The sequence below is a fragment of the Kitasatospora sp. NPDC098663 genome, from assembly GCF_044760075.1.
Classification (GTDB): Bacteria; Actinomycetota; Actinomycetes; order Streptomycetales; family Streptomycetaceae; genus Kitasatospora.
This window is the reverse complement of sequence record NZ_JBIWAP010000081.1, coordinates 1-18,156: the sequence shown is the minus strand read 5'-3', so window position 1 is coordinate 18,156 and position 18,156 is coordinate 1. Positions and strand designations below refer to the sequence as shown.

The following is an 18,156-nucleotide window of genomic DNA, read 5'->3' as shown; positions in this document are numbered from 1 at the left end:
ACCGAGACCCCCGCCACTGATCAAGATCAAATGACAGAAACCTACCGTCCGTCAAGATCATCTGACAAACGATCAAGATCATTTGAGACGGGACAACCCTCTCGTCAACGGGCGAGCCTTCGTGCTGCCCCGATCCGGTGATGTGCGTTGAAATGTGCGATCCAAAAGTGAGTTTCAGGCTAGAGTAGTTGGTGGAGGTGAGGTTGTGAGCGACGACTTGTTCGCGGCGATCGACGCGCTGCTGGAGCGCCCGCGCCCGGAGGACGACCTGCCGGTGCCCACTGAGCGGGAGCGGCTGCGCAAGCTCGGAGGGTTCAAGCAGGAGGAACTGGCGGCCGCGCTGCGGACGCGGCGGGAGACGATCGTGCGGTGGGAGGCCGGGGCGACAGAGCCGCGGCCGCCGAAGCGCGAGGCCTACATCGCCTTCCTCGCCCGGCTCGCGCTGCGGCACGGCACGGTCGAGCCGAGTACGTGGCTGCGCCGGGCGCAGGCCGCCGGCCTCGTCCCCACCACCGTCCAGGTCCCGGCCGGGCCGGCCCCCGACCAGGCCGAGGCCGCGTCCGTGCGCGCGGCCGCCGTCGAGCCCGCCCAGGCTCCCGCTCACGCCGCTTCGGCCGTCCAGGCCCCTGCGGTGCCGGCGGCGTTCGGCGGCGAGCGGGACCAGGCGGTGGTGGAGCTCGACCGGACGGCGGCCGGGGACCTGGTCGCCGCCGAGCCCGCGCCGTGTGTGCGGTGCGGGCGGCCGACGCCGTACCGCTCGCACGGCCGCCCGACGCACACGGGCGGCTGGTGCACCCCCGGCACCGGGGCCGCCGGACTCGTCCGGGCCGCCCCGGCCCCGGTGGCCGCGCCCGTCCAGGCCGTCACCGCCGAGCACACCACGCCCACGCCCACTCCCGCCGCCTCGGTCGCTTCGGTCGCTGCGCCCCGCCAGTCCGCCCCCGCAGCCGGTCCGGTGGCTGCGCCGGGCCGTGCCGGGTCGTCGCGTCCGGCGGCGTCGTCGCGGGCGCGCAAGGCCCCGGCGAAGAAGCCGGCCGCCGACGCCGGGCCGGCGGACTGGGAGCAGGCCGCGGCCGCCCGCTTCCCGGCAGGTCCCCTCGCGGTGCTGGACGTCGCCCCGTCCGGCAAAACACTGGTGGCCTACCTCGCCGACGGTACCCAGGCCGCCACCGCGCCGGCCGGCCGCACCCTGGCGGACGTCGTGGAGTGGGCGCTGGAGCAGAAGTTCGGCTCGCCGCGGCTGCACCGGCACGGCAAGGACGGCGACGCCCTGCTGGTCATCACCGACGCCGCGCTCGCCGAGCTCGGCCTGCCGCCGATGGGACGGGACGAGAAGAAGGAGTTCGTCCAGCGCCTGGGCCAGCTCTCGAAGACCCACAAGGCGGTGAAGGCGCTGGAGAAGGCCGGCTGGCTGCTCACCCAGCGCGGCCTGGGCCCCTGGGCCCGGATCTACCGCACCCCCGAGGACGGCAAACGCCAGTGCGTCCAGCTCTGCATCCCCGCCTGGGGCGCCCTCGCCTCCGGCGGCTGGCAGATCCCGGACGACCTGGCCGCCGCCGACCTGGCCCGCCTGCTCGGCACCTACGCCACCCGCGTCCTCACCCCCCGCGGCTCCACCGCCGTCTCCGGCCTGGAGCTGGTCACCGCGCTGCGGCCGCCGACCCGGGCGGTGCGCACCGAGGCAGGCTGGACGTCCGGTCCGGTGGAGGGCTCCCGGCCCCGGGACGCCTTCGACCCGGCGCCGCCGGAGGTCCCGGACGTCCACCCGCTCGCCCAGGACCGGGAGCCGGGCGGCGAGCTGGTGACCGAGGCCTGGGACTGGCACCGCGGGCTCACCGACCAGGAGACCGCGGCGCCGTTCGCGGTCGGCTTGGACGTCAACATGGCGTTCCTCGCCGCTGCCGGCAGGCTGCCGCTGCCGCTGTCCGGTCCGGTCCACGAACTTGAGCCCGTTTTCGACCCGAAGATCCCCGGTTCCTGGCTGGCCGACCTCTCCCACGTCGACACCGATCCCCTGCTGCCGTCGCCCTTCACCGCCGACGGCTCCCGGCCGACCGGGCCGGCCTGGTACTCGACGGTGAAGCTGGCCTACGCCGTCGAGCTCGGTGCCCGCCCGCAGCCGCTGGAGGGCTGGCTGCGCCACGAGAGCGGCCCGTACCTGGACCCCTGGCACAAGCATCTGCGCGCCGCGTACCTGGAGACGATGGCCGCCCTCGGCGTCCCGCTCAACGCCGACCCGCTCGCGTTCCTGGACGCCATGGCGAACCTGAAGACCGCCGGCGACCCGGCGGAGCTCGCGGTGCTCACCGCGATCAAGCAGAGCGCGAAGGGTGCCATCGGCAAGATGCGCGAGCGCCCCCGCGGGCACGGCTACAAGCCCGGCGAACGCTGGGCCGCCCTGGAACGCCCGACCTGGGACCCGCTGATGCGCGCCCTGGTCATCGACACCGCCACGGTGAACCTCCACCGCAAACTCCGCCGTATGGCCGGCGACACCGGCCTGCGCTGCTTCGCGGTGCTCTCCGACTGCGCCGTTTTCGCCGCACCCGGACCCGGCGCCCTCGACATCCTCACCAAACCGGACGGCACCCTCACCACCTCGCTGCGCCTGGGCGTCAGCCCCGGCCTGGTGAAGTTCGAGGGCTCCCGGCCGATGGCCGAGATCGTCGAGCTGCTCGCCGACGACGCGAACCCCGCGAGGCACATCAAGACCGGCGCCGTCTCCGCCGACGAGTAGCCAGCCCCGGCCGGGCCCGCACCACGCGGGCCCGGCCCCGCACACCACGACCACCGGCAGCGGGCCGCTCATCCGGCGGCCCGGAACAGGGGAGGACCCGCATGGAGCAGGACCCGCGCGTTGAGCAGCTCGCTGTCGCCTACTGGAATGCCACCCGGACGGGTTCGGCCGCCTGGGTCCGTCTGAAGCCGGACATCCGAGCCCACCTGACCGAGCAGGCCCGCACCTGGCTGCGCGCCGCGCAGGCCGCGGGCATCGCGGCGCCGCCCGCCGCGCCGAGCGAGGACCACACCGCCCTGTGGCTGGACGACCAGGGCGGCGTGTGGAACGACGTCCCGACCAGCGACGGCGACGACGACCTGGCGCTGCCGCTGGTCCACGCCCGCGAGGAAGCCGTCTCCCGCCGCGACCTCGAAGACCGCGGCCACCGCCTCACCCTCATCGGCTGGACCCGCTGAACCCCGGCCGCCCGGCGCCGGCCGCCGGGCGGGCCGCCCACCACCACCGCCACAAGGAAGGACAGCCCCGTGGGGGAGATCGACGAGGGCTTGGAGCGCGCCGAGCGCACCAAGCCGATCCCGCAGTCCACCGCCGCCCGGATGCGGTTCCTGCTCAAGGGCGCCAAGGGCTCCACCAAACAGCTCGCCCATGACCTCGGCGTCTCCCAGCGCACCGTGCAGCGCTGGCTCACCGGCCAGGGCAACCCGAAGCCCGCCGCCGCGAAGAAGGTCGAGGAACAGGTCCGCGCGAAGTGGCAGCCCAAGGTCAAGGACAGGGTCCGCAAGGCCGCCGAGACCAACGGCTTCATGCTCCACATGCAGGCCACCTTCGGGTTCAGCTCGGCGGCCGGCTCCACCGACGACCCCCGCCAGCGCCCGATCACCCACAAGATGCCCGGCTCCGTCGCCCAGCAGCTGTACGCCGCCCGGGACGCCGGAGCCAGCCAGGCCGAGCAGGAGCGGATCCTCGCCGAAGCACTGCGCGAGCACTACTTCAAGGACGGCGGCCACCGCGCCCGCAACCTCGACGTCGAGCTGAACGACATCGCCTGGATGGACATGGAGATCTGACTCCCCAGTCCCTCCGTGTCGCCGAAAACGAAGTCCCGGCCGCTCCCAAGCGGCCGGGACTTTCTATTTTCGCGACCCAGCACGCGAATTCACCGACGAAATTCGGAGAACAGAATGAGCGACCACTTCGACCACGCCGACGATGACGGCCTGTCGTCCCTGCCGCTGCCCGTCGTCCCCGACCCGCTGAGCGGCCAGCTGATGATGCCGACCGCCGCCGTCACCTTCCTGCTGCGCGCCATCGCTGCCGGCTGGACCGCCTGCCCCTGCGACGACACCGACTGCCGCCGGACCGCGGAGCTCTACGCCGCCGACCTCACCGCCTACGCCGACCAGCTCGACGTCGAGTGCATCGCGGCCGCCGGACGGACCGCCGGCCCCACCGGCTGACCCTGCCCGCAGGCTGACCCGCCACCCAACCCGCCCACCGAGGGCCCGCCTCCCCGCACCGGGGAGCCGGGCCCTCTTCGCATGCCCCGGACCAAGGAGACCGCGATGCCGACGCTGCACTACACCACCGCCGCCGCCCGCACCCTCGCCTGCCTGGAACACGGACGCCGCGCCGACGCGGTGAAGCTGCGCCGGGTCCGCCGCGCGCTCGACAAGCTCGCCGTCGACCCGCGCCACCCCGGCCTGTGCAGCCACCGCTACCCCGGCCTGCCCGGCCACCCGCACCACCGGGCGTGGACGTCGTACGTCGACCAGGGCGCCGGCGCCTGGCGGCTGTTCTGGACCTGGGACCCGGCAGACGGAGACGGCCAGGACCGCGACGGCCAGGACGGCGGCGTGGTCACCGTGCTGCTGATCGGCCCGCACCTGTAGCAGGGTCACGGCTGCTGACGGGGTAGAGCGATCCGCTCGATCAGCTCCCTGCGCACCACGACGCTGCGGCTGATGGTGTCGGCCCAGGTCTGCCGCCGCACGTGGGTGACCGGCCGGACGAATCCGGCGAAGGCGGGCAGCGCATCCAGGCCGTGCAGGACACCGCGCCAGATCGCCCGCGCCGCGCCGATCGGCGCCCCGGTGTCCTCGTCCACCGTCACGATGCCGACCAGCCGCCCACCCAGCCCCTGCCCGGTACGCCCCCGCTCGGCCCACTGCACCACCAGCCAGGCGCCCCCGACCACCCAGTAGCCGCCGGCCAGCGCGCCGCGAATGTCCGTGTCCGCGAGCAGTGCGAGCACCTGCAGCGCCGCGAACGCCGGCGACAACGCGGACAGCGCCGTGAGATACGCCGTCATCAGCCCGCCCGCGATCCCCACCTCGATCCCGGCCGCCGTAGCGCGCTGCGCCCAGGAGGCCAGGCCGGGGATGCCGGTCCTTCTCGCGGGAGCGGCCGGGGCCGTGCCGGTCGGCATGCCGGGGTGCCACCAGGGTGCGGTCGGCGGTGGGGAGGGGAACGGCGTGTGATCGTTCATGACCGGTCAACGCGCCGTCGGCGGGGCGGGGCACGCCGCGCCGGGGCGCGGACCACACCGTGCGCTCCGGACTCCAGGCATTCGCATCTGGCATGTTCGCGGTCGAAAGATTGCAGGTTAAAGCCCTGGTCACCGCCGATATGCGGGTCTAGCATTCCCGACACGGCGGCCCCGCCCCAGCACCATCAGGCCGCCGAGCAGCGCAGCAGTGCCACGTCCTCCCCGTGCTGCTGGCCTCCCAGCGGCCGGGCCCGAGGGAACACCCCCTGCTTCCCCGGGCCCGGCCTGCCTGCGCCGGGCGCAGGCCGACCACGACCACGTGCTGTCGGCCTGGGTCCTTGCCCGGCCGTTCACGGCGCCCCCACCAACCACCTGGAGGAAGGCCGACATGGCCAGACCGGTCGTTGCCGCGATCCTGTTCGACGCTGGCTGGGGTGACGCCGCCACCCCGGAACGGACGCCCGCACCGCGCCACGAACCCGTCGTCGACTGGAGGCTGCTGCGCAAATTCCTCGACGACAACGGCTACAACGAGGTCCGCATCAACACCAGGCGCGACGGCAGCATCAACCTCAGCCGGTAACGGCGGACCTCACACCCTCCCCGCCCGGGCCCCCCGGCGAGGCCGGGCCCGGGTACCGGCCCGCAGCCGCGACGGGGGACACTGGTAGCGGTCCCGCCCGCACGAGACGCCCGGAGGAACGGTGAGCGCAGCACCCGTGCACGGCCACCACGACGGCCACCAGCCCGTCCCGCGTACCCAGGACGGCGTTGCCGCCGCGCTCCCGCCGGCACAGCGGATGGAGTTCTACCGGGAGATGGGCGAGGCCGACGACACGACGATCGGCGGCGTCCTCAAGCGGTGGTGGCTGCGTGCCGAGCTGTACCGCGATCCGGAAGGCGACCGGATCCACGCCGCCGTCCAGGCCGGTACCGCCCCCGGCACCTCTGTCTCCGCGCTCCTGTGCCGTCTCGGGGCTCGGTGAGCGACCACGACGAGGCGGACGACTTCCGCAGCATCGGCGTGGAGGTCCACTGCCACCCGGACGTCGCCGACGACATCACCCGCAGGCTGTCCGAAGCCACCGCCGAGATCCTTGCCGACTACAGCGAGGACCAGGTCTACGACTGGGGCGCCGGCTGACCCGCCGCCCACAAGATGAGGGGCCCTCGCGCTCGAATCGCGAGGGCCCCTCGGTGTGAGCGTACGGGCTGTCTGCCCTGGTCTGCGCCCTCCCCTTCGGTCTTCCCCACCCCAGCCGGGTGCGCCGCCTGCCCTGCCGTGGCTCGGGTACGGGCGGCAACCGGGCCACCACAGCGGCCTACCGGTCCGGGCCTGGCTGGTCGCGGCGTGCTCCGCCCCCGCACCCGTGGCCAGCGCCCGGATGCGCTGGACCATCCGGCTGCCGCCTGCCCTGCGGCGCCGAGCGGCGCTCCCTGGGCAGTTGCCCTTGGTGAGATGGCGGGTGCCGGCCCGGGGCCGGGCCACCTGCCGGCCCTCGGCCGCCTGGTGCTCGACGCCACCACCCACCTGACGATCAGCCTGTTCACCGACACCTCCGACCGCAACAGATGCTCAGGTCCACTCCGCGCAGCAGCAGGCACACCGAGCAGGACCACCGGTGTGTCGGCAGACCACGGAGGCGGCCGACCGACTCGTAGGCGCGGAAAGGGCCGTCAAGGCCCGGGTCCGGCGGCAGCCGGACTTCCGTGACTGGCGCGGTGAGGGCAACCGGCCCGAGCGGAGGCACGGTCCGGGCGACACGCCCCGGGTGGCGGTAGCGGCAGCCACCGCCAGCCTTCCGGAGCCCATCCTGTTGTCGCAGGTCAGTTCCCTGGGGCACGGACAACGGTGACCCTCCGCCGGGTGACGGTTGTTCAAGGCGTTTGCGCCCGTGAAGCGGTGGTTGCCGTGAGGGCGACCCCGTGGGTGGCTCCGGTGATTTATAAGACGCGAAACGCTCTGACCTGCACGTATGTCCCCAGTTTTGTACCCGTTGCTGGACAAAACTCGGTCAGCTTTGTACCCGTGGCAGAACAAAACGGCCTCGACGCGGCGCCCTGCGACACCCCGCGCTTTGTACCCGCCACCGGACAAAAGCGTTACCCGCTGTGGTAACGTCGTGATCGTTGACGGTGATCAAGAGAGGAGGTTCCGTGCCCAAGACGCCGCCCAGCATCCCCCGGGGGATGCACATGGTCATCCGGCCCACCAAGGACGGCCTCCAGTGGTCGCTGCGGCGGTCCGCCGGGTTCGACTTCGTCGCCGACGGCGCGACGTACGGCTACGTACTGGATGCCACTCTCCTGCACAGCCTGCTTGCCGCGATGGACATGCCGGGCACCTGGTTCCGTACCTGGCACGCCTTCAGCTCCCTGCAGTCCGTTTCCGAGAAGGGCGAGATCAAGGCCACCCAGGAGCGGCTGTGCGCCGTCTCCGGCCTGTCCCGGACCCACATCGCCGAGGCGATGACGTACTACATCGAGCTGGGCTGGCTCCGCCGGATCAAGAATGGCCGGTACGCGCTCAACCCCTGGCTGACCTTCAGCGGCAACTCCGGTGAACAGGAGCGCCAGCAGAACGCCTGGATCGAGGCGGCTGGCGCCGAGTTCACCATCCCGGCCCCCGACCACCCCGCACAGTGGCGAGCCGAGCGTGAGCGGGCCCGCCAGGCCAAGCGCGACGCCGAGCGCGCCGGTAGGGTCGTGCAGCTGCGTCCCCGCCAGCGAACCGCCGCTTCGCGCCAACCGGGCGCCACCAGCACCGCCTGAGCATGGGCGGCGCCATACTGGGACAGCAGATCAGCACCCGGACGCGATGGGAGAGGACACCGTGAGCACCTACGTGCCCGAGATTTCAGCCGGGGCCAGCCCGGTGTCCATCCGCCGCGAGGTGTTCGGCCTGCTCGCCCTGGTCGACCTCAGCAACCCGGCCCGCCGGCTGCTGGACGTCCTCCTCTCCCTCTACAACGAGGAGACGGGCGTCGCCGAAATCTCCCAGCGGGAGATGGCCGCCGCCCTCGGTACCGCCGTGCCGGCCGTCAACCGTGCCGTGCAGCAGCTCCGGGAGACCGGCCTCGCCTGGCAGATCGAGGACGGTCACTACCAGCTCCACCCGCTGCTGACCGGTGGCGCCGTCGCCTCACCCGCGGTATCCGTCCCCGAGATCAAGGCAGTCGAGCCGGCCGCCTTCAGCGAGCAGCGCCGCGAGCGGTACACCGCCCAGATCGCGAACCTCGGCCAGCTCGCTACCTCGGCCTGACCTGCCGGCTGTCGAAGGCCCGCCACCCCTTGGCGGCGGGCCTTCGCCATGCCCGCAGTTACTACGGCGGATAACGCTTTTGTCCGGGCAGAATCCGCCCGACCGGGCCAGCGGATCGTTACCACCATGGGTAACAGTTTTGTCTGGTGGCGGGTACAGAACCAGGGGTCCGGTGCGGACGGCTCCGCCGGGCGGAGCCCTCCGCAGGTGGCGCGTCGCGCGCGAAGACCACCCTCGACCGTCGCGTCGTCCACCCCGGGCGGCCGGCGGTGCGCGTCGCCCGGCTCTCCGGTCCCGACGCCAATTGCCACCGCTGCCTCCCGAAGTGCTCGCCCGGCTCTCTTCGCCGTCGCCCGGTCAGAGAGCAGGCGCATGTGCAGGAGGGCCGACCGGCGGTCAGGCCACCGGGTCCTGCGCGGACACCGGTCCATCGTAGATCGCACACCCGTACGGCCGACGGCACGGCGCCCCCGGGGCGGGACGAAGCGGCGACACGGTGCCGCCAGAACGGCCCCACAGGCCGGCCCGGGGCGGTTACCGTCGACACCACAGGGCCGGCCCGGCCGGGCCGGCGATGAGGAAAGGGGTGCGGGGATGAGCGCCCAGCCCGCCGAACGAGGGGGCGGCCGTCTCGGACTGCCGCCGATGGACACGGTCCAGGAACTGCGCGCCGCGCTGCGCGCCGGCCACGGCTTCCCCGGCGACGCCGAGCGCCTGGACACCGAACTCGCCGAGCAGCTGCTGCGCCGAGTGCCGGTGGACCGGCTCGACCAGGTCGACCAGGTCCCCGCCGTCGTGGACCTGGTCGCGGTCGCGGAGATCGTCGCCGCCTACCGCGGCCGCGTGCTGCTCGCCGCCGACCCGGAGACATCCGACGCCGTCGACCAGGCCGTCGCCGACCTGCTGGCGCGGCAGGGCGCCGAGTGACCGACCAGCACCAGCAGCCGGACCCTGCGGTCGCCGTGGTCACCGACCGCGCCGCCCAGCGCGCCAAGGAGCTCGGCGCCACCGAGGCCCTGGAAGCGCTGTGCGCCGAACTCGAACACCGGCCGCGGCTCGGCCGCCCGATCCGCACCGTCACCGAGGGCGGCCAGCAGGTCGAGCTGTACTCCACCCGAATCGAGGGCGACCGGGCCGAAGGCCGGCCCGCGCTCAACGTCGTGCACGCCTACGCCCCCGCCCCGCCCTGGCCGCCGACGGTGCGGATCGCCGCCGTCGTCCCCGAAGACCCGTCCCACCCCGCGCCGTAGAAGCCGGGCCGGCCTGGCCGCGCCCGCTACGCTGCCATCGGCGCCCGCTGGACCCGAGACGCACAATCCGGGCCATCACCGGCGGGCGCCGCGCCGCCGTCGGCCTGGGACAAGCCTGAGACACCCCTGTCCCAGCACCGTCCCAGCCCGCCCGTTATGCCCCGATTTGCTGGGACAGTCCCAGGCCATTTCCCCAGCTCACGACGTTCCGCAGCCGGACCTGGGACAGGGCTGGGACGGCCCGCCGTTCCGGACCGCCAGCCTTCGTCAGGTCTGCCGGAAGCGGATCAGCGGCGGGTGTTCCACGGCGTCCGGGTCGGCTTGCGGGTCGTAGGCGGCGAGCCCGGCCGTCCGTACCCGATCGGCGATCCGCAGCCACTCCTGGTGGTCCGTCTCGGCGGTGAGCACCGAATGGTCGACGTTCGGGTCCTCCAGCGCCAGGCCCCGGACGTGCTGGAGCTGCTCCAGCGCCTTCTTCGCCGCCCGGTCGATCTCCTGCGGCGTCATCCCGTCCGCGTCCCGGCACACCAGCGCGCGGTGGAAGTGCTCGGTGTCCGGGTGGAGCTCCAGCTGCTCGCCGGGCGGGCGCAGCCAGCGGGCCGGGATGGTGTGGGCGGTCGTGCCGGGGAAAGTGAGGGCCTGCCCGTCCGCGTCCCTGACGACGCCCTCGATCTTGTACTCCTGGCCTTCGGCGAGGTCGAGGGCCGCGGCCTGTTCGGCGGTCAGGCGCAGCGCGACGCGCCCGGCCGGGACGTCCCGGCTGACCTGCACCATGTTGGGTTCCTCGCCGAAGCCGGTCACGGTCACCGTGATGCGCCGGCCGCGGACCAGGTGCAGCTGCATGTTCGCCCGCCACTGCTCGGGCGTGTCTCCCGGACGGCGGAGCTCCTCCGGGAGCCGCTGGGGGATGCTCGCGATGTAGGTCTCGCCGACCACGACGTCCCCGGTGCGCATCGCTGTCTCCTCGTCTGTGCCTGTATCCATCGTGCCGGGCCAGCGGCCTCACCAGCACCGTCAAGGTCACGTACGGTCGCTGAGTTCCGCCCCGCAAGGCCGGTGAGTTTCGTCCTGCCAAACTCCCCACCGCAGGTCAGCCCCTACGCGGCTGCGCACCGCACTCCGTGCATCCCGCACCCTGCGCATGGCGCCGGCCGCCGTCCGCGCACGACTACGCACCCGGTGAGTTTCGCCCCGTCAAACCTTTCCACCGCAGGTCACAGCAGTGGCCCGCCCCCAAACCGAGGGAGCGGGCCACCATGCGGGCCGTGAGCTACGCCCGCGCGCGTCGTCCGGCGTCGACGGCCTGGTTGAGGTGGTGGGCGAGTTCGGGCAGCTGCCGGTCGGGGTGGCCGGCGGTGATGGTGCGCGGCATCGCGAGGGCGATCGCGCCCACTGCGGCCAGGGCGAGGCCTTCGCCGGTGGTCAGGCCGGGCTCGTCGACCAGCACCAGCCCGCTGAGCACGAAGGTCACGTCCTGGTGCACACCGCCGTGATCGTCGTCCTCGGCGTCCAGGTCCCGGCCGCAGGCGAGCACCGCGTCCGCGTACTCGGCCAGATGCCGGCTCCCGGTACGGGCGGCCAGCTCCGACACCCACCCCGACGCCCTGCTCGCCGAAGCCGCCGCGATCCCCATCGCGGCCGCCAGCCGCGCCTGCTCCTCGGCGTGCGCGCGATCGGTCTCGGCCTCCGCGGCCAGGTCCTGCTCGGCCCGGGCGGCGCGGGCGGTGGCGAAGGCGGCCCGTTGGGCGGCGAAGGCCGTCAGGACCGCACTACCGCCGTCACCGTGTTCATCGTGGTACTGCTCGCTGGGCAGGGGAGTGAGGTGGTTGGTCATGACCGGTGAACCCGCTCGGTGCCGTCAAGGTCACGGCCCTGGCCGGGTTTCGCGTCGGTCGCCCCCGTGGTGGTTGTGGAGGTGCGGGCGTCGGGCAGGGCTGCTCGGTGCCGATACCGCCGCCGGGTCCGGGGCCTGGGGTGACAGACTGTCAGGCATGAGTGATCAATCCGGCGGTCCGGTCCGGCGCCCCCTGTCCACGCCGTTCTCGCACCCCGACGCCGCAGCCGACGAGCCCCTGGGCGAGCGTCTCCTGCCGGTCGAGCGCCTCGGCACGCCGTTCTCCGTCCCGGCCCAGCCGGCGGCGGCCGCGAGCCCCGCGAACGGCGGGCGGCGCCCGCTGGGGAAGGGCGGCCTGTCCTACGCCGCCGGCACGGACGGCGGCTGACGCCCTGCGGGTCGCGCGCCAGGCGACCGGCCGGGCGCCGGCCCTGGCACGGGCGGGCGGCCGGGTGTGTGGGGGAGGGGCTGGCGGCGAGGTGTCCGGGCGGCCGGTTACGCTCCTCGATCATGGAGACGGATAACGACGCGCGAGGAATCGACGTCGGCGCGGGAATCGACGCGCGAGGGATTGAGCCCAGCGCGGGAATCGACGCGCGCGGAATTGGGGCGGAGCCGCAGGTGCCGCGCTGCCCGGAGTGCGACACCGAACTGCGCGCCACCGGACCGGGTCGACGTCCCGCCTACTGCGGACGCTCCTGCTCCTCGAAGGCCTACCGGCGCCGCCGCGCGGTCCACCAGCAGGACGCCGTCGCCGACGCCCTCGTTTCCTCGCGCGTCGAAACCCCGGCCACCGGCGAGGCCGGCCACCGCGAGCTCCTCGAACTCGCCGCCGCCGTCCAGCGCAGCACCACCCGCTTCCTGGAGAACCTGGAACGCGCCCGCCTCGGCGAGGGCGACGACCCCCGCTGCAACCACGCCCTCGCCCTGCTGGAGACCCAGCTCACCGGCGCCACCCAGCGGATCCTGCGCCAGGCCCACGTGCTGCGCTACGAGATGACCGCCGCCCGACTGCATGCAGGGACGCCCGCGGGGACGCCGGCTCCTGGAGCGGGCGACACCGCGCTTGATTCCCCGCGCGTCGAATCCACGGGCTCGGACGGCGCCGCGCTCGCCCCGGCAGGACCGGCCGCCGACCCCGCCCGGGGCTTCGCCTCCGACGGCAGGACCGGCGCCGCCGCCAGCCCGCCCGCCGCCCGCGCCATCAATTCCCCGCGCGTCGAAACAAGCGACACAGGCGCACCGGCCGCAGACATCAGCGTTTCCCCGCGCGTCGAAACGAACGGGGCAGCGCCGGCCACCGCCAAGCAGGGCCCGGCCCCGGCCGGCGGACACCACCCCGCACCCTCCACCGCACAGCAGCGGGGACCGGACGCCCTGCCGCAGGAACTGCTCCTGGCCCTGGCCGCCGAGCCCACCTCCTCCTCCCCGCTCGCCCGCGGCCTGGGCGCCCCGACCTCCACCTGGAGCATCGACGGGAGCGACCTAGTGGTGGAGGGCTGGAACAGCAGCCCCGACCTGTTCGCCGTCCGCGGCCCGGACCGCCGGCTGCTGGGCTGGGCCGAGGCACTCAGCGACGGCTGGGCCACCTACATCAAGGGCCGCCTGATCATCGACGCCACCGACGGCGACCCCTGGCTCTCCACCGACGCTCCCCACGCCGTCTCCCTGCTCCGCGCCGCCCGCAACCAGCAACTGACCTGACCCCGCACCGCTGGCAGCCCGGCGCCGGTCCCGCCGACCGGAGCCGCCCGCTGGTCACCCACACCGCCGAGCTGGCCGCCCTGACGGTGCGCCAGGCCCTGGTCGAGGGGCTGATCGACGCCGACACCGCCCCGGTGCTCGGCTGACCGGCCGCATCTTGTGAGGCGTCTTGTCGGACACCTTGTCGGGCGCCTTCCCGGGGGCCTTGTCGGTTGTCTTGTGGGCACCTGACGATCCGCCTGGGCGCGATATCACCCCAGGTCAGAGCCCATGTGGAGCGGGCCGGAAAAGCCGACAACCCCTTCTTCTCCTTGGTCTTGGTGGGTATGGTCGGTTGGTCGGTTCGGTGTTCGCGCCTGCGGCGTGCCGTTGGTTTTCCGTGAGCGTCCGGCAGAGCCGTCCGCGGCTGCGGGGCCGGCCGACGGCCGTCGACCAGCCGCGCCGGATCCACGTAGACACCACCGCAGGCACCACCGCAGGCACCACCGCAGGCGCGGGCGCAGGTACCACCGTACGTACCCCACCGCCTCGGCCCGCCATCGAGCGTTCTCGCAGGTCAGAGCCAGTTTCCCGAGCGCCGGAAATTCAGACAACCCCTTCTGTCTGTCCCTATCCCCGGTTGCTGGTGGTGTGGTGGGTGCGGTTGGGTGACGGTCCGGACGGCAGGGGCTCTCGCCCTGCCGGGGGGCTGTTGGGTGTGGTGCGTCCGGCGATGCCGGTCGCGTCGTCCAGGGCCGCCGCCCGCCACCGGGCCGAACCGGGCTCGTTGAACGCCCCGTGAGCAACCCGTCGCCCGCCCGGCGCGCCCTCAGCACCCCCAAGGCCGCCCACAGCCGCCCTGGACGGGCCCGGCCGCCCTCCCGGACCCAAGACCCGGCCGGACCCGCCACAGCCCGCCCAGCGGCCCGCCGAGCAAGCCGCCGACGCCATCGCCGCGCTGCGCCACATCCGCGCCCCGGCCGCCGGCACCCGCCCAGCACCCCGCCCGGCTGCGCACTGCCCCGGCGCCGACGACCGCCGGGACCGGCCAGCTGACCGCGTGAAGACGGGCGTGCCGAAGGCCGGTGCCGGGTACTGTCGCAGCAACGCCGCCCACCGTCCGGACGGCCGTCCGGAGGCCGGTGAGAATCGCCCGGTGACCCCTTGTCCCGGACTCGGACAGGCCCGGCGGCACGCTTCCAGTACCGCTTCCGATACCGCTTCCGGTCACCCCCCCACCTTGACGGCATATCACTGCAGGTCAGACCCCATATCCGGGCCGCCCAGAAACGCCGACAGCCCTTCTGTCGCCTAGCGCGGCTCCATCGGGGTCTCGCTCCGGGCCACTCCGGCCCTTCGCCCCACCCCGGGCCGTCCCCCCGGCCCCCAGGGGCGGTGCCCGGGGCTCGCGCCGCGGCCGGGCAGCCAGGCGTTCCGGTGCGCGGCGCCGGGCCGGCGGGCCGGGCAGGCCGGGCGGTGGCCGCCGGGACGGGCGTGATCGACTTGTCGGCGGTGTGCGGTATGCAGAGCAGTCAGCAGCCGCACCGCAGACAGGGGGAACGCCGTGAGCAGCCGTCAGCCCGACCCGGGCACACCCGACCAGCCCGACGGCAAGGCGGCCGTCGCCGCGCCGCGCAAACGCGCCCGCAAGGCGTCCAAGACCAACCCCGGCGGCTCCTCCAACGACCTACGCGCCGACGTCCAGCGCGCCATCGCCGTCCTCAAGATCGTCACCGCCCACCAGCTCTGGCGACTGCTGCGCCCCAACGCCCTGGAGAACAAGTTCGCCCGCGCCGCGCTGAACGACCTGGACAAGAAGCGGATCACCGTCAAGCACGGCACCGGCGAGGACGGCCGGGACATCTGGGGGATGACCACCGCCGGGCGCGACGCGGCGAAGGCGCTGTTCCCGGACGGCCGGGACATGGGCGGCATCGCCCGCAAGGCCGGAGCGAGCTCCGCCGCCGGCCACGCCTTGGCCGTCTCCGAAACCATCATCTCGTTCGTGGTCGGCGGCACCGGCCCCAATATCCCGGACAAGCAGGTCAACGGCGACCGCACCGCCCCCGGCATCGGGCCCGGCTTCGGCCGGATCGAGCAGTGGGCCACCGAGATCGAGCACCTCACCCCGCACAAGCCCAAGGTCCGCGCCGACGCCGTCCTCAAGGCCCCCGACCGCGGCATCCCGGTGCTGCTGGTGGAAGTCGACCTCGACAACGAGTCCAACCCCATCGTCGCCAAGAAGATCGACGACTACCGAGCCTTCTTCGAGCACACCCACCTGCTGCCCAACCCCTACCCGCGCGGCACCGTCGGCCACCTGGAGTGGGGCAACCGCCCCGAGCAGCGCGAACAGCACTGGCGTCGCACCTACGCCGACACCGGCCGCCCCGGCTACCCGCCCATCGCCATCGTCCTCGGCCACCTCGGCGAGCGCGCCCTGCGCCAACGCGTCCAGGCCCTCACCGAGATGACCCGCCGCCACTGGCAGGGCCGGCACCTCGGCGACGGCTTCTACGACCGCACCCACGCGATCCCGATCCTGTTCACCAGCCTGGAGCTGCTGATCGAACGCGGCCCCTTCTCCCCAATCTGGCGCCGCGCCGGCCACGAAGGCCCCCTCCAGCCCCTCCACGCCGCCCTCGACGATCACAACGGGCCCGCGGCCTACGCCAAGCACCGGGAAGCCCAACGTGCCCAGGCACAGGCCGACCAGGCCGCCGCCGAACGCCGCCGCCAGGAACGCGAACTCCTCGCCACCGCCTGCCCCGGATGCCACCGCACCGCCGCCAAGTACAAGAACCCCCACTACGCCTCCGACGGCGAGAAGCTCTGCCACTTCTGCCAGCAGAAGGCCGACCAGGCCGAGCAGGCCGACGTGGCCCAGCAGATCACCGCAGCCGCCGAGACCCACACCGAGCGCGTTCAGGTCGCCGAGAACGCCTCCTTCCTGCGGACCGTCTTCGGCCCGCGAAAGAAGAAGAAAGGCTGAACAGACCGTCCCACTAATCAGAAAACGGCGTCCACGCAACCCGCGCGGGCGCCGTTTGCGTCCCCGCAGAAAAACCTGCTAAAAGAGTCCTGCCTGGTGAAGTCGAAAGGAAAAGCCATGCTCAGAATTATCAACTCGCGCGAAGCGGTCCGCCGCAAGGCCACCGGAATGACCCGCGAACAGATCACCGAAGCCACCCAGGACGCCGCCATGTGGGAACGCCACCGCTCACGCGTCTGCGAAAACCACGACGACGAAGCCATGATCAAAGACGCCATCTCCCGCCACAAGGAATGGCGCCGCATCGGCTACGTCATGGCCGAAGAACACCTCACCACCTACGACCCCGACCGCGACCCCACCGTCCAGCGCTGGAACCGCGAGGCCCGCGCCCGCGAGCTCGCCGAAGCCGCCGCCCAGGCCGTCACCACCGAAACTCCCACCGCCACCCCACCCCACAGCCCCAAGACCCAACCCCTCCTCACCGCCCTCGCCCGCGCCGGCCTCCACCCCACCGAAGCCGACCACCACACCGTCGGCCAGCTCACCCACCTCGACCACGACACCATCACCCGCATCGCCACCTGGATCGAAGCCGCCCACGACATCGCACTGCGCCGGGCCGCCTCCGCGCCCGCTCCCAGGCCGCTCCGCCACAGCCCGCAAGCCCTGTAGCAGCGGGCCCGCTCCGCGGCCCTCCAGCCGCCGAAGACCCCGCGCCTGATGACCGACCCGTGACCACCTCGCACCGGGCCGCCGCCGACTGCCGTACGGTGTCCTGGGCACCTGAGAGGGAGGTACCGATGAGCGCTCAGCCGATCCACGGTCCCGAGCTGATCCCACAGCCCGCCCAAACACCCCTGGCCCTGTACGAAGCCGTCGCCGCCCTCATGCCCAGCCGGCTGACCGAGATGACCGAAGACCAGGCCCGGGCCATGACCGAAGCCGTCGAGCGCCAGAGCCTCAAGCCCCTGCTCCGCTTCACCACGAAGTGGGCGGTCGACGTCGAGATCGCACGCCACCCCGAGACGCTCGCCGAGCTGCACCGCGCCGAGTACCTCGCCAACCACGCCCAGAGCCCGGAAGAGCGCAAGCAACAGGCCGCCCTCGCCGGAGCCATCGTGAACGCCGCCGCCGAAGCGGTGCGCGGGTGACCTGGGCCTGGGAGTACAACCCGGACGAGGACAACGTCGTCGCCGGCGCTCCGCCCGCCTTCGTCGCCCAGGTCGAGAAGAAGGCCGACGAGATCGTCCGCGCCGCCGCCGCCCTCTACCTGGACGGCACCACCTACCAGGGAGCTGGCGAAAAAATGAAAACCGCCGACGTCGAAGACGGCATTTTCTGGTACATGACTGTCCCGCGCGACGAACGCATCTACATTCTCCGAGCCCAGTCCCTGTAGAGCCATCGGCAGGAATTCCCGACAACCAAATTCTGAAACACCAGAAGCTCACGCCGAATAGAATCAGACTGAATGAGCAGCAATTTCAAATTGCACCAATCGGCCAATCTGCACCCCGCATCCGGCAGGATCTCCTGACAGGCTCCAACTGATACACCCCCGGGATGGGTCGCAGTCGAGGCCCAGTGTTACCGAAGGCTGACGATCGAGCGGCAGGCCTCCATGAGGCCAAGGTCTAGACCAACCCAAGGGGGACGAAGCTGACCCGCGCACACCCCTCCCCCTAGTCGGCCTGTCGTGAGTTCAGCCAATTTCCGAGTTCAGCGACTTGAATGGGCATCAGCCCCGTCGGCATCATGGAGCGAAGCGGAGTGGTGCCGGCCAAGGCGCGAAGCGCCGGGCCCGCCCGGGCGAAGCCCGGGTGCGGACACGCGGAGCGGGTCCGCCGCCTGACCGAAGGTCAGGCGCGAACGAAGGGCCGAAGGCCCGTAGGGACCCGCTCCGCGGG

General features: G+C 72.8%; 21 protein-coding genes. 18 read left to right on the top strand and 3 right to left on the bottom strand.

From position 1 onward, the window contains the following. Nucleotides 1–205: 205 nt before the first annotated feature. The 5 genes from tap (at nucleotide 206) to ACIQVZ_RS40555 (ending at nucleotide 4,629) form a co-directional block, all read left to right on the top strand. Complete coding sequence (gene tap, locus ACIQVZ_RS40575) at nucleotides 206–2,737, top strand: telomere-associated protein Tap (protein ID WP_402457679.1); 2,532 nt, start codon at nucleotides 206–208, stop codon at nucleotides 2,735–2,737. 101 nt (nucleotides 2,738–2,838) lie between these two features. Continuing rightward, nucleotides 2,839–3,195, top strand: coding sequence for a hypothetical protein (locus tag ACIQVZ_RS40570; RefSeq protein ID WP_402457677.1), 357 nt, complete (start codon nucleotides 2,839–2,841; stop codon nucleotides 3,193–3,195). A gap of 69 nt (nucleotides 3,196–3,264) precedes the next feature. Beyond that, entirely contained in the window at nucleotides 3,265–3,807 is a 543-nt protein-coding gene (tpg, locus tag ACIQVZ_RS40565; protein WP_402457674.1) for a telomere-protecting terminal protein Tpg, read from the top strand. Between the two features lie 114 nt (nucleotides 3,808–3,921). Then, on the top strand, nucleotides 3,922–4,197 hold the full coding sequence (locus tag ACIQVZ_RS40560) for a hypothetical protein (protein WP_402457671.1): 276 nt from the start codon (nucleotides 3,922–3,924) through the stop codon (nucleotides 4,195–4,197). Between the two features lie 81 nt (nucleotides 4,198–4,278). Then, nucleotides 4,279–4,629 carry a hypothetical protein gene (locus tag ACIQVZ_RS40555; protein WP_402457668.1) on the top strand — a complete coding sequence of 117 codons (351 nt, stop codon included), beginning with the start codon at nucleotides 4,279–4,281 and terminating at the stop codon, nucleotides 4,627–4,629. Nucleotides 4,630–4,634: 5 nt separating this feature from the next. Here the strand turns inward: ACIQVZ_RS40555 and ACIQVZ_RS40550 are convergent, their stop codons facing one another. Then, nucleotides 4,635–5,225 carry an RDD family protein gene (locus tag ACIQVZ_RS40550; RefSeq protein ID WP_402457666.1) on the bottom strand — a complete coding sequence of 197 codons (591 nt, stop codon included), beginning with the start codon at nucleotides 5,223–5,225 and terminating at the stop codon, nucleotides 4,635–4,637. A gap of 388 nt (nucleotides 5,226–5,613) precedes the next feature. On the opposite strand from ACIQVZ_RS40550, the gene ACIQVZ_RS40545 reads away from it, so the two are divergent. The 7 genes from ACIQVZ_RS40545 (at nucleotide 5,614) to ACIQVZ_RS40515 (ending at nucleotide 9,737) form a co-directional block, all read left to right on the top strand. Continuing rightward, nucleotides 5,614–5,808 (top strand): hypothetical protein, encoded by a 195-nt coding sequence (locus ACIQVZ_RS40545; RefSeq protein WP_402457664.1) that lies wholly within the window; start codon nucleotides 5,614–5,616, stop codon nucleotides 5,806–5,808. Between the two features lie 121 nt (nucleotides 5,809–5,929). Continuing rightward, complete coding sequence (locus ACIQVZ_RS40540; protein ID WP_402457661.1) at nucleotides 5,930–6,211, top strand: hypothetical protein; 282 nt, start codon at nucleotides 5,930–5,932, stop codon at nucleotides 6,209–6,211. Then, a complete protein-coding gene (locus ACIQVZ_RS40535; protein ID WP_402457658.1) occupies nucleotides 6,208–6,369 on the top strand; it encodes a hypothetical protein in 162 nt (53 codons plus the stop codon). Before ACIQVZ_RS40540 ends, ACIQVZ_RS40535 begins: the two co-directional genes overlap by 4 nt. A gap of 1,013 nt (nucleotides 6,370–7,382) precedes the next feature. Further along, nucleotides 7,383–7,997 carry a replication/maintenance protein RepL gene (locus tag ACIQVZ_RS40530; protein WP_402457656.1) on the top strand — a complete coding sequence of 205 codons (615 nt, stop codon included), beginning with the start codon at nucleotides 7,383–7,385 and terminating at the stop codon, nucleotides 7,995–7,997. Between the two features lie 61 nt (nucleotides 7,998–8,058). Beyond that, on the top strand, nucleotides 8,059–8,487 hold the full coding sequence (locus ACIQVZ_RS40525) for a helix-turn-helix domain-containing protein (RefSeq protein WP_402457653.1): 429 nt from the start codon (nucleotides 8,059–8,061) through the stop codon (nucleotides 8,485–8,487). 594 nt (nucleotides 8,488–9,081) lie between these two features. Next, nucleotides 9,082–9,414 (top strand): hypothetical protein, encoded by a 333-nt coding sequence (locus ACIQVZ_RS40520; protein ID WP_402457650.1) that lies wholly within the window; start codon nucleotides 9,082–9,084, stop codon nucleotides 9,412–9,414. Beyond that, nucleotides 9,411–9,737, top strand: a complete 327-nt coding sequence (locus tag ACIQVZ_RS40515; RefSeq protein WP_402457647.1) for a hypothetical protein — start codon at nucleotides 9,411–9,413, stop codon at nucleotides 9,735–9,737. The genes ACIQVZ_RS40520 and ACIQVZ_RS40515 overlap by 4 nt, the downstream gene beginning before the upstream one ends. A 267-nt stretch (nucleotides 9,738–10,004) precedes the next feature. On the opposite strand, the gene ACIQVZ_RS40510 is transcribed toward ACIQVZ_RS40515, so the two are convergent. Both ACIQVZ_RS40510 and ACIQVZ_RS40505 read right to left on the bottom strand, forming a co-directional pair. Further along, complete coding sequence (locus tag ACIQVZ_RS40510) at nucleotides 10,005–10,691, bottom strand: hypothetical protein (RefSeq protein WP_402457644.1); 687 nt, start codon at nucleotides 10,689–10,691, stop codon at nucleotides 10,005–10,007. Between the two features lie 316 nt (nucleotides 10,692–11,007). Beyond that, the gene (locus tag ACIQVZ_RS40505) at nucleotides 11,008–11,571 is read right to left on the bottom strand and encodes a hypothetical protein (protein WP_402457641.1); all 564 of its coding nucleotides are present in this window, start codon (nucleotides 11,569–11,571) and stop codon (nucleotides 11,008–11,010) included. 157 nt (nucleotides 11,572–11,728) lie between these two features. Here ACIQVZ_RS40505 and ACIQVZ_RS40500 point away from each other — a divergent pair, with 157 nt between their 5' ends. The 6 genes from ACIQVZ_RS40500 (at nucleotide 11,729) to ACIQVZ_RS40475 (ending at nucleotide 17,648) form a co-directional block, all read left to right on the top strand. Continuing rightward, a complete protein-coding gene (locus tag ACIQVZ_RS40500; RefSeq protein WP_402457639.1) occupies nucleotides 11,729–11,959 on the top strand; it encodes a hypothetical protein in 231 nt (76 codons plus the stop codon). Nucleotides 11,960–12,192: 233 nt separating this feature from the next. Next, nucleotides 12,193–13,275, top strand: coding sequence for a hypothetical protein (locus tag ACIQVZ_RS40495; protein ID WP_402457635.1), 1,083 nt, complete (start codon nucleotides 12,193–12,195; stop codon nucleotides 13,273–13,275). Between the two features lie 1,543 nt (nucleotides 13,276–14,818). Continuing rightward, entirely contained in the window at nucleotides 14,819–16,246 is a 1,428-nt protein-coding gene (locus tag ACIQVZ_RS40490; RefSeq protein WP_402457632.1) for a replication-relaxation family protein, read from the top strand. A 117-nt stretch (nucleotides 16,247–16,363) separates the two neighbouring features. Next, the gene (locus tag ACIQVZ_RS40485; protein WP_402457629.1) at nucleotides 16,364–16,921 is read left to right on the top strand and encodes a hypothetical protein; all 558 of its coding nucleotides are present in this window, start codon (nucleotides 16,364–16,366) and stop codon (nucleotides 16,919–16,921) included. Between the two features lie 128 nt (nucleotides 16,922–17,049). Beyond that, nucleotides 17,050–17,400 (top strand): hypothetical protein, encoded by a 351-nt coding sequence (locus ACIQVZ_RS40480; protein WP_402457626.1) that lies wholly within the window; start codon nucleotides 17,050–17,052, stop codon nucleotides 17,398–17,400. Beyond that, nucleotides 17,397–17,648 (top strand): hypothetical protein, encoded by a 252-nt coding sequence (locus tag ACIQVZ_RS40475; protein ID WP_402457624.1) that lies wholly within the window; start codon nucleotides 17,397–17,399, stop codon nucleotides 17,646–17,648. The genes ACIQVZ_RS40480 and ACIQVZ_RS40475 overlap by 4 nt, the downstream gene beginning before the upstream one ends. Nucleotides 17,649–18,156 lie beyond the last annotated feature (508 nt).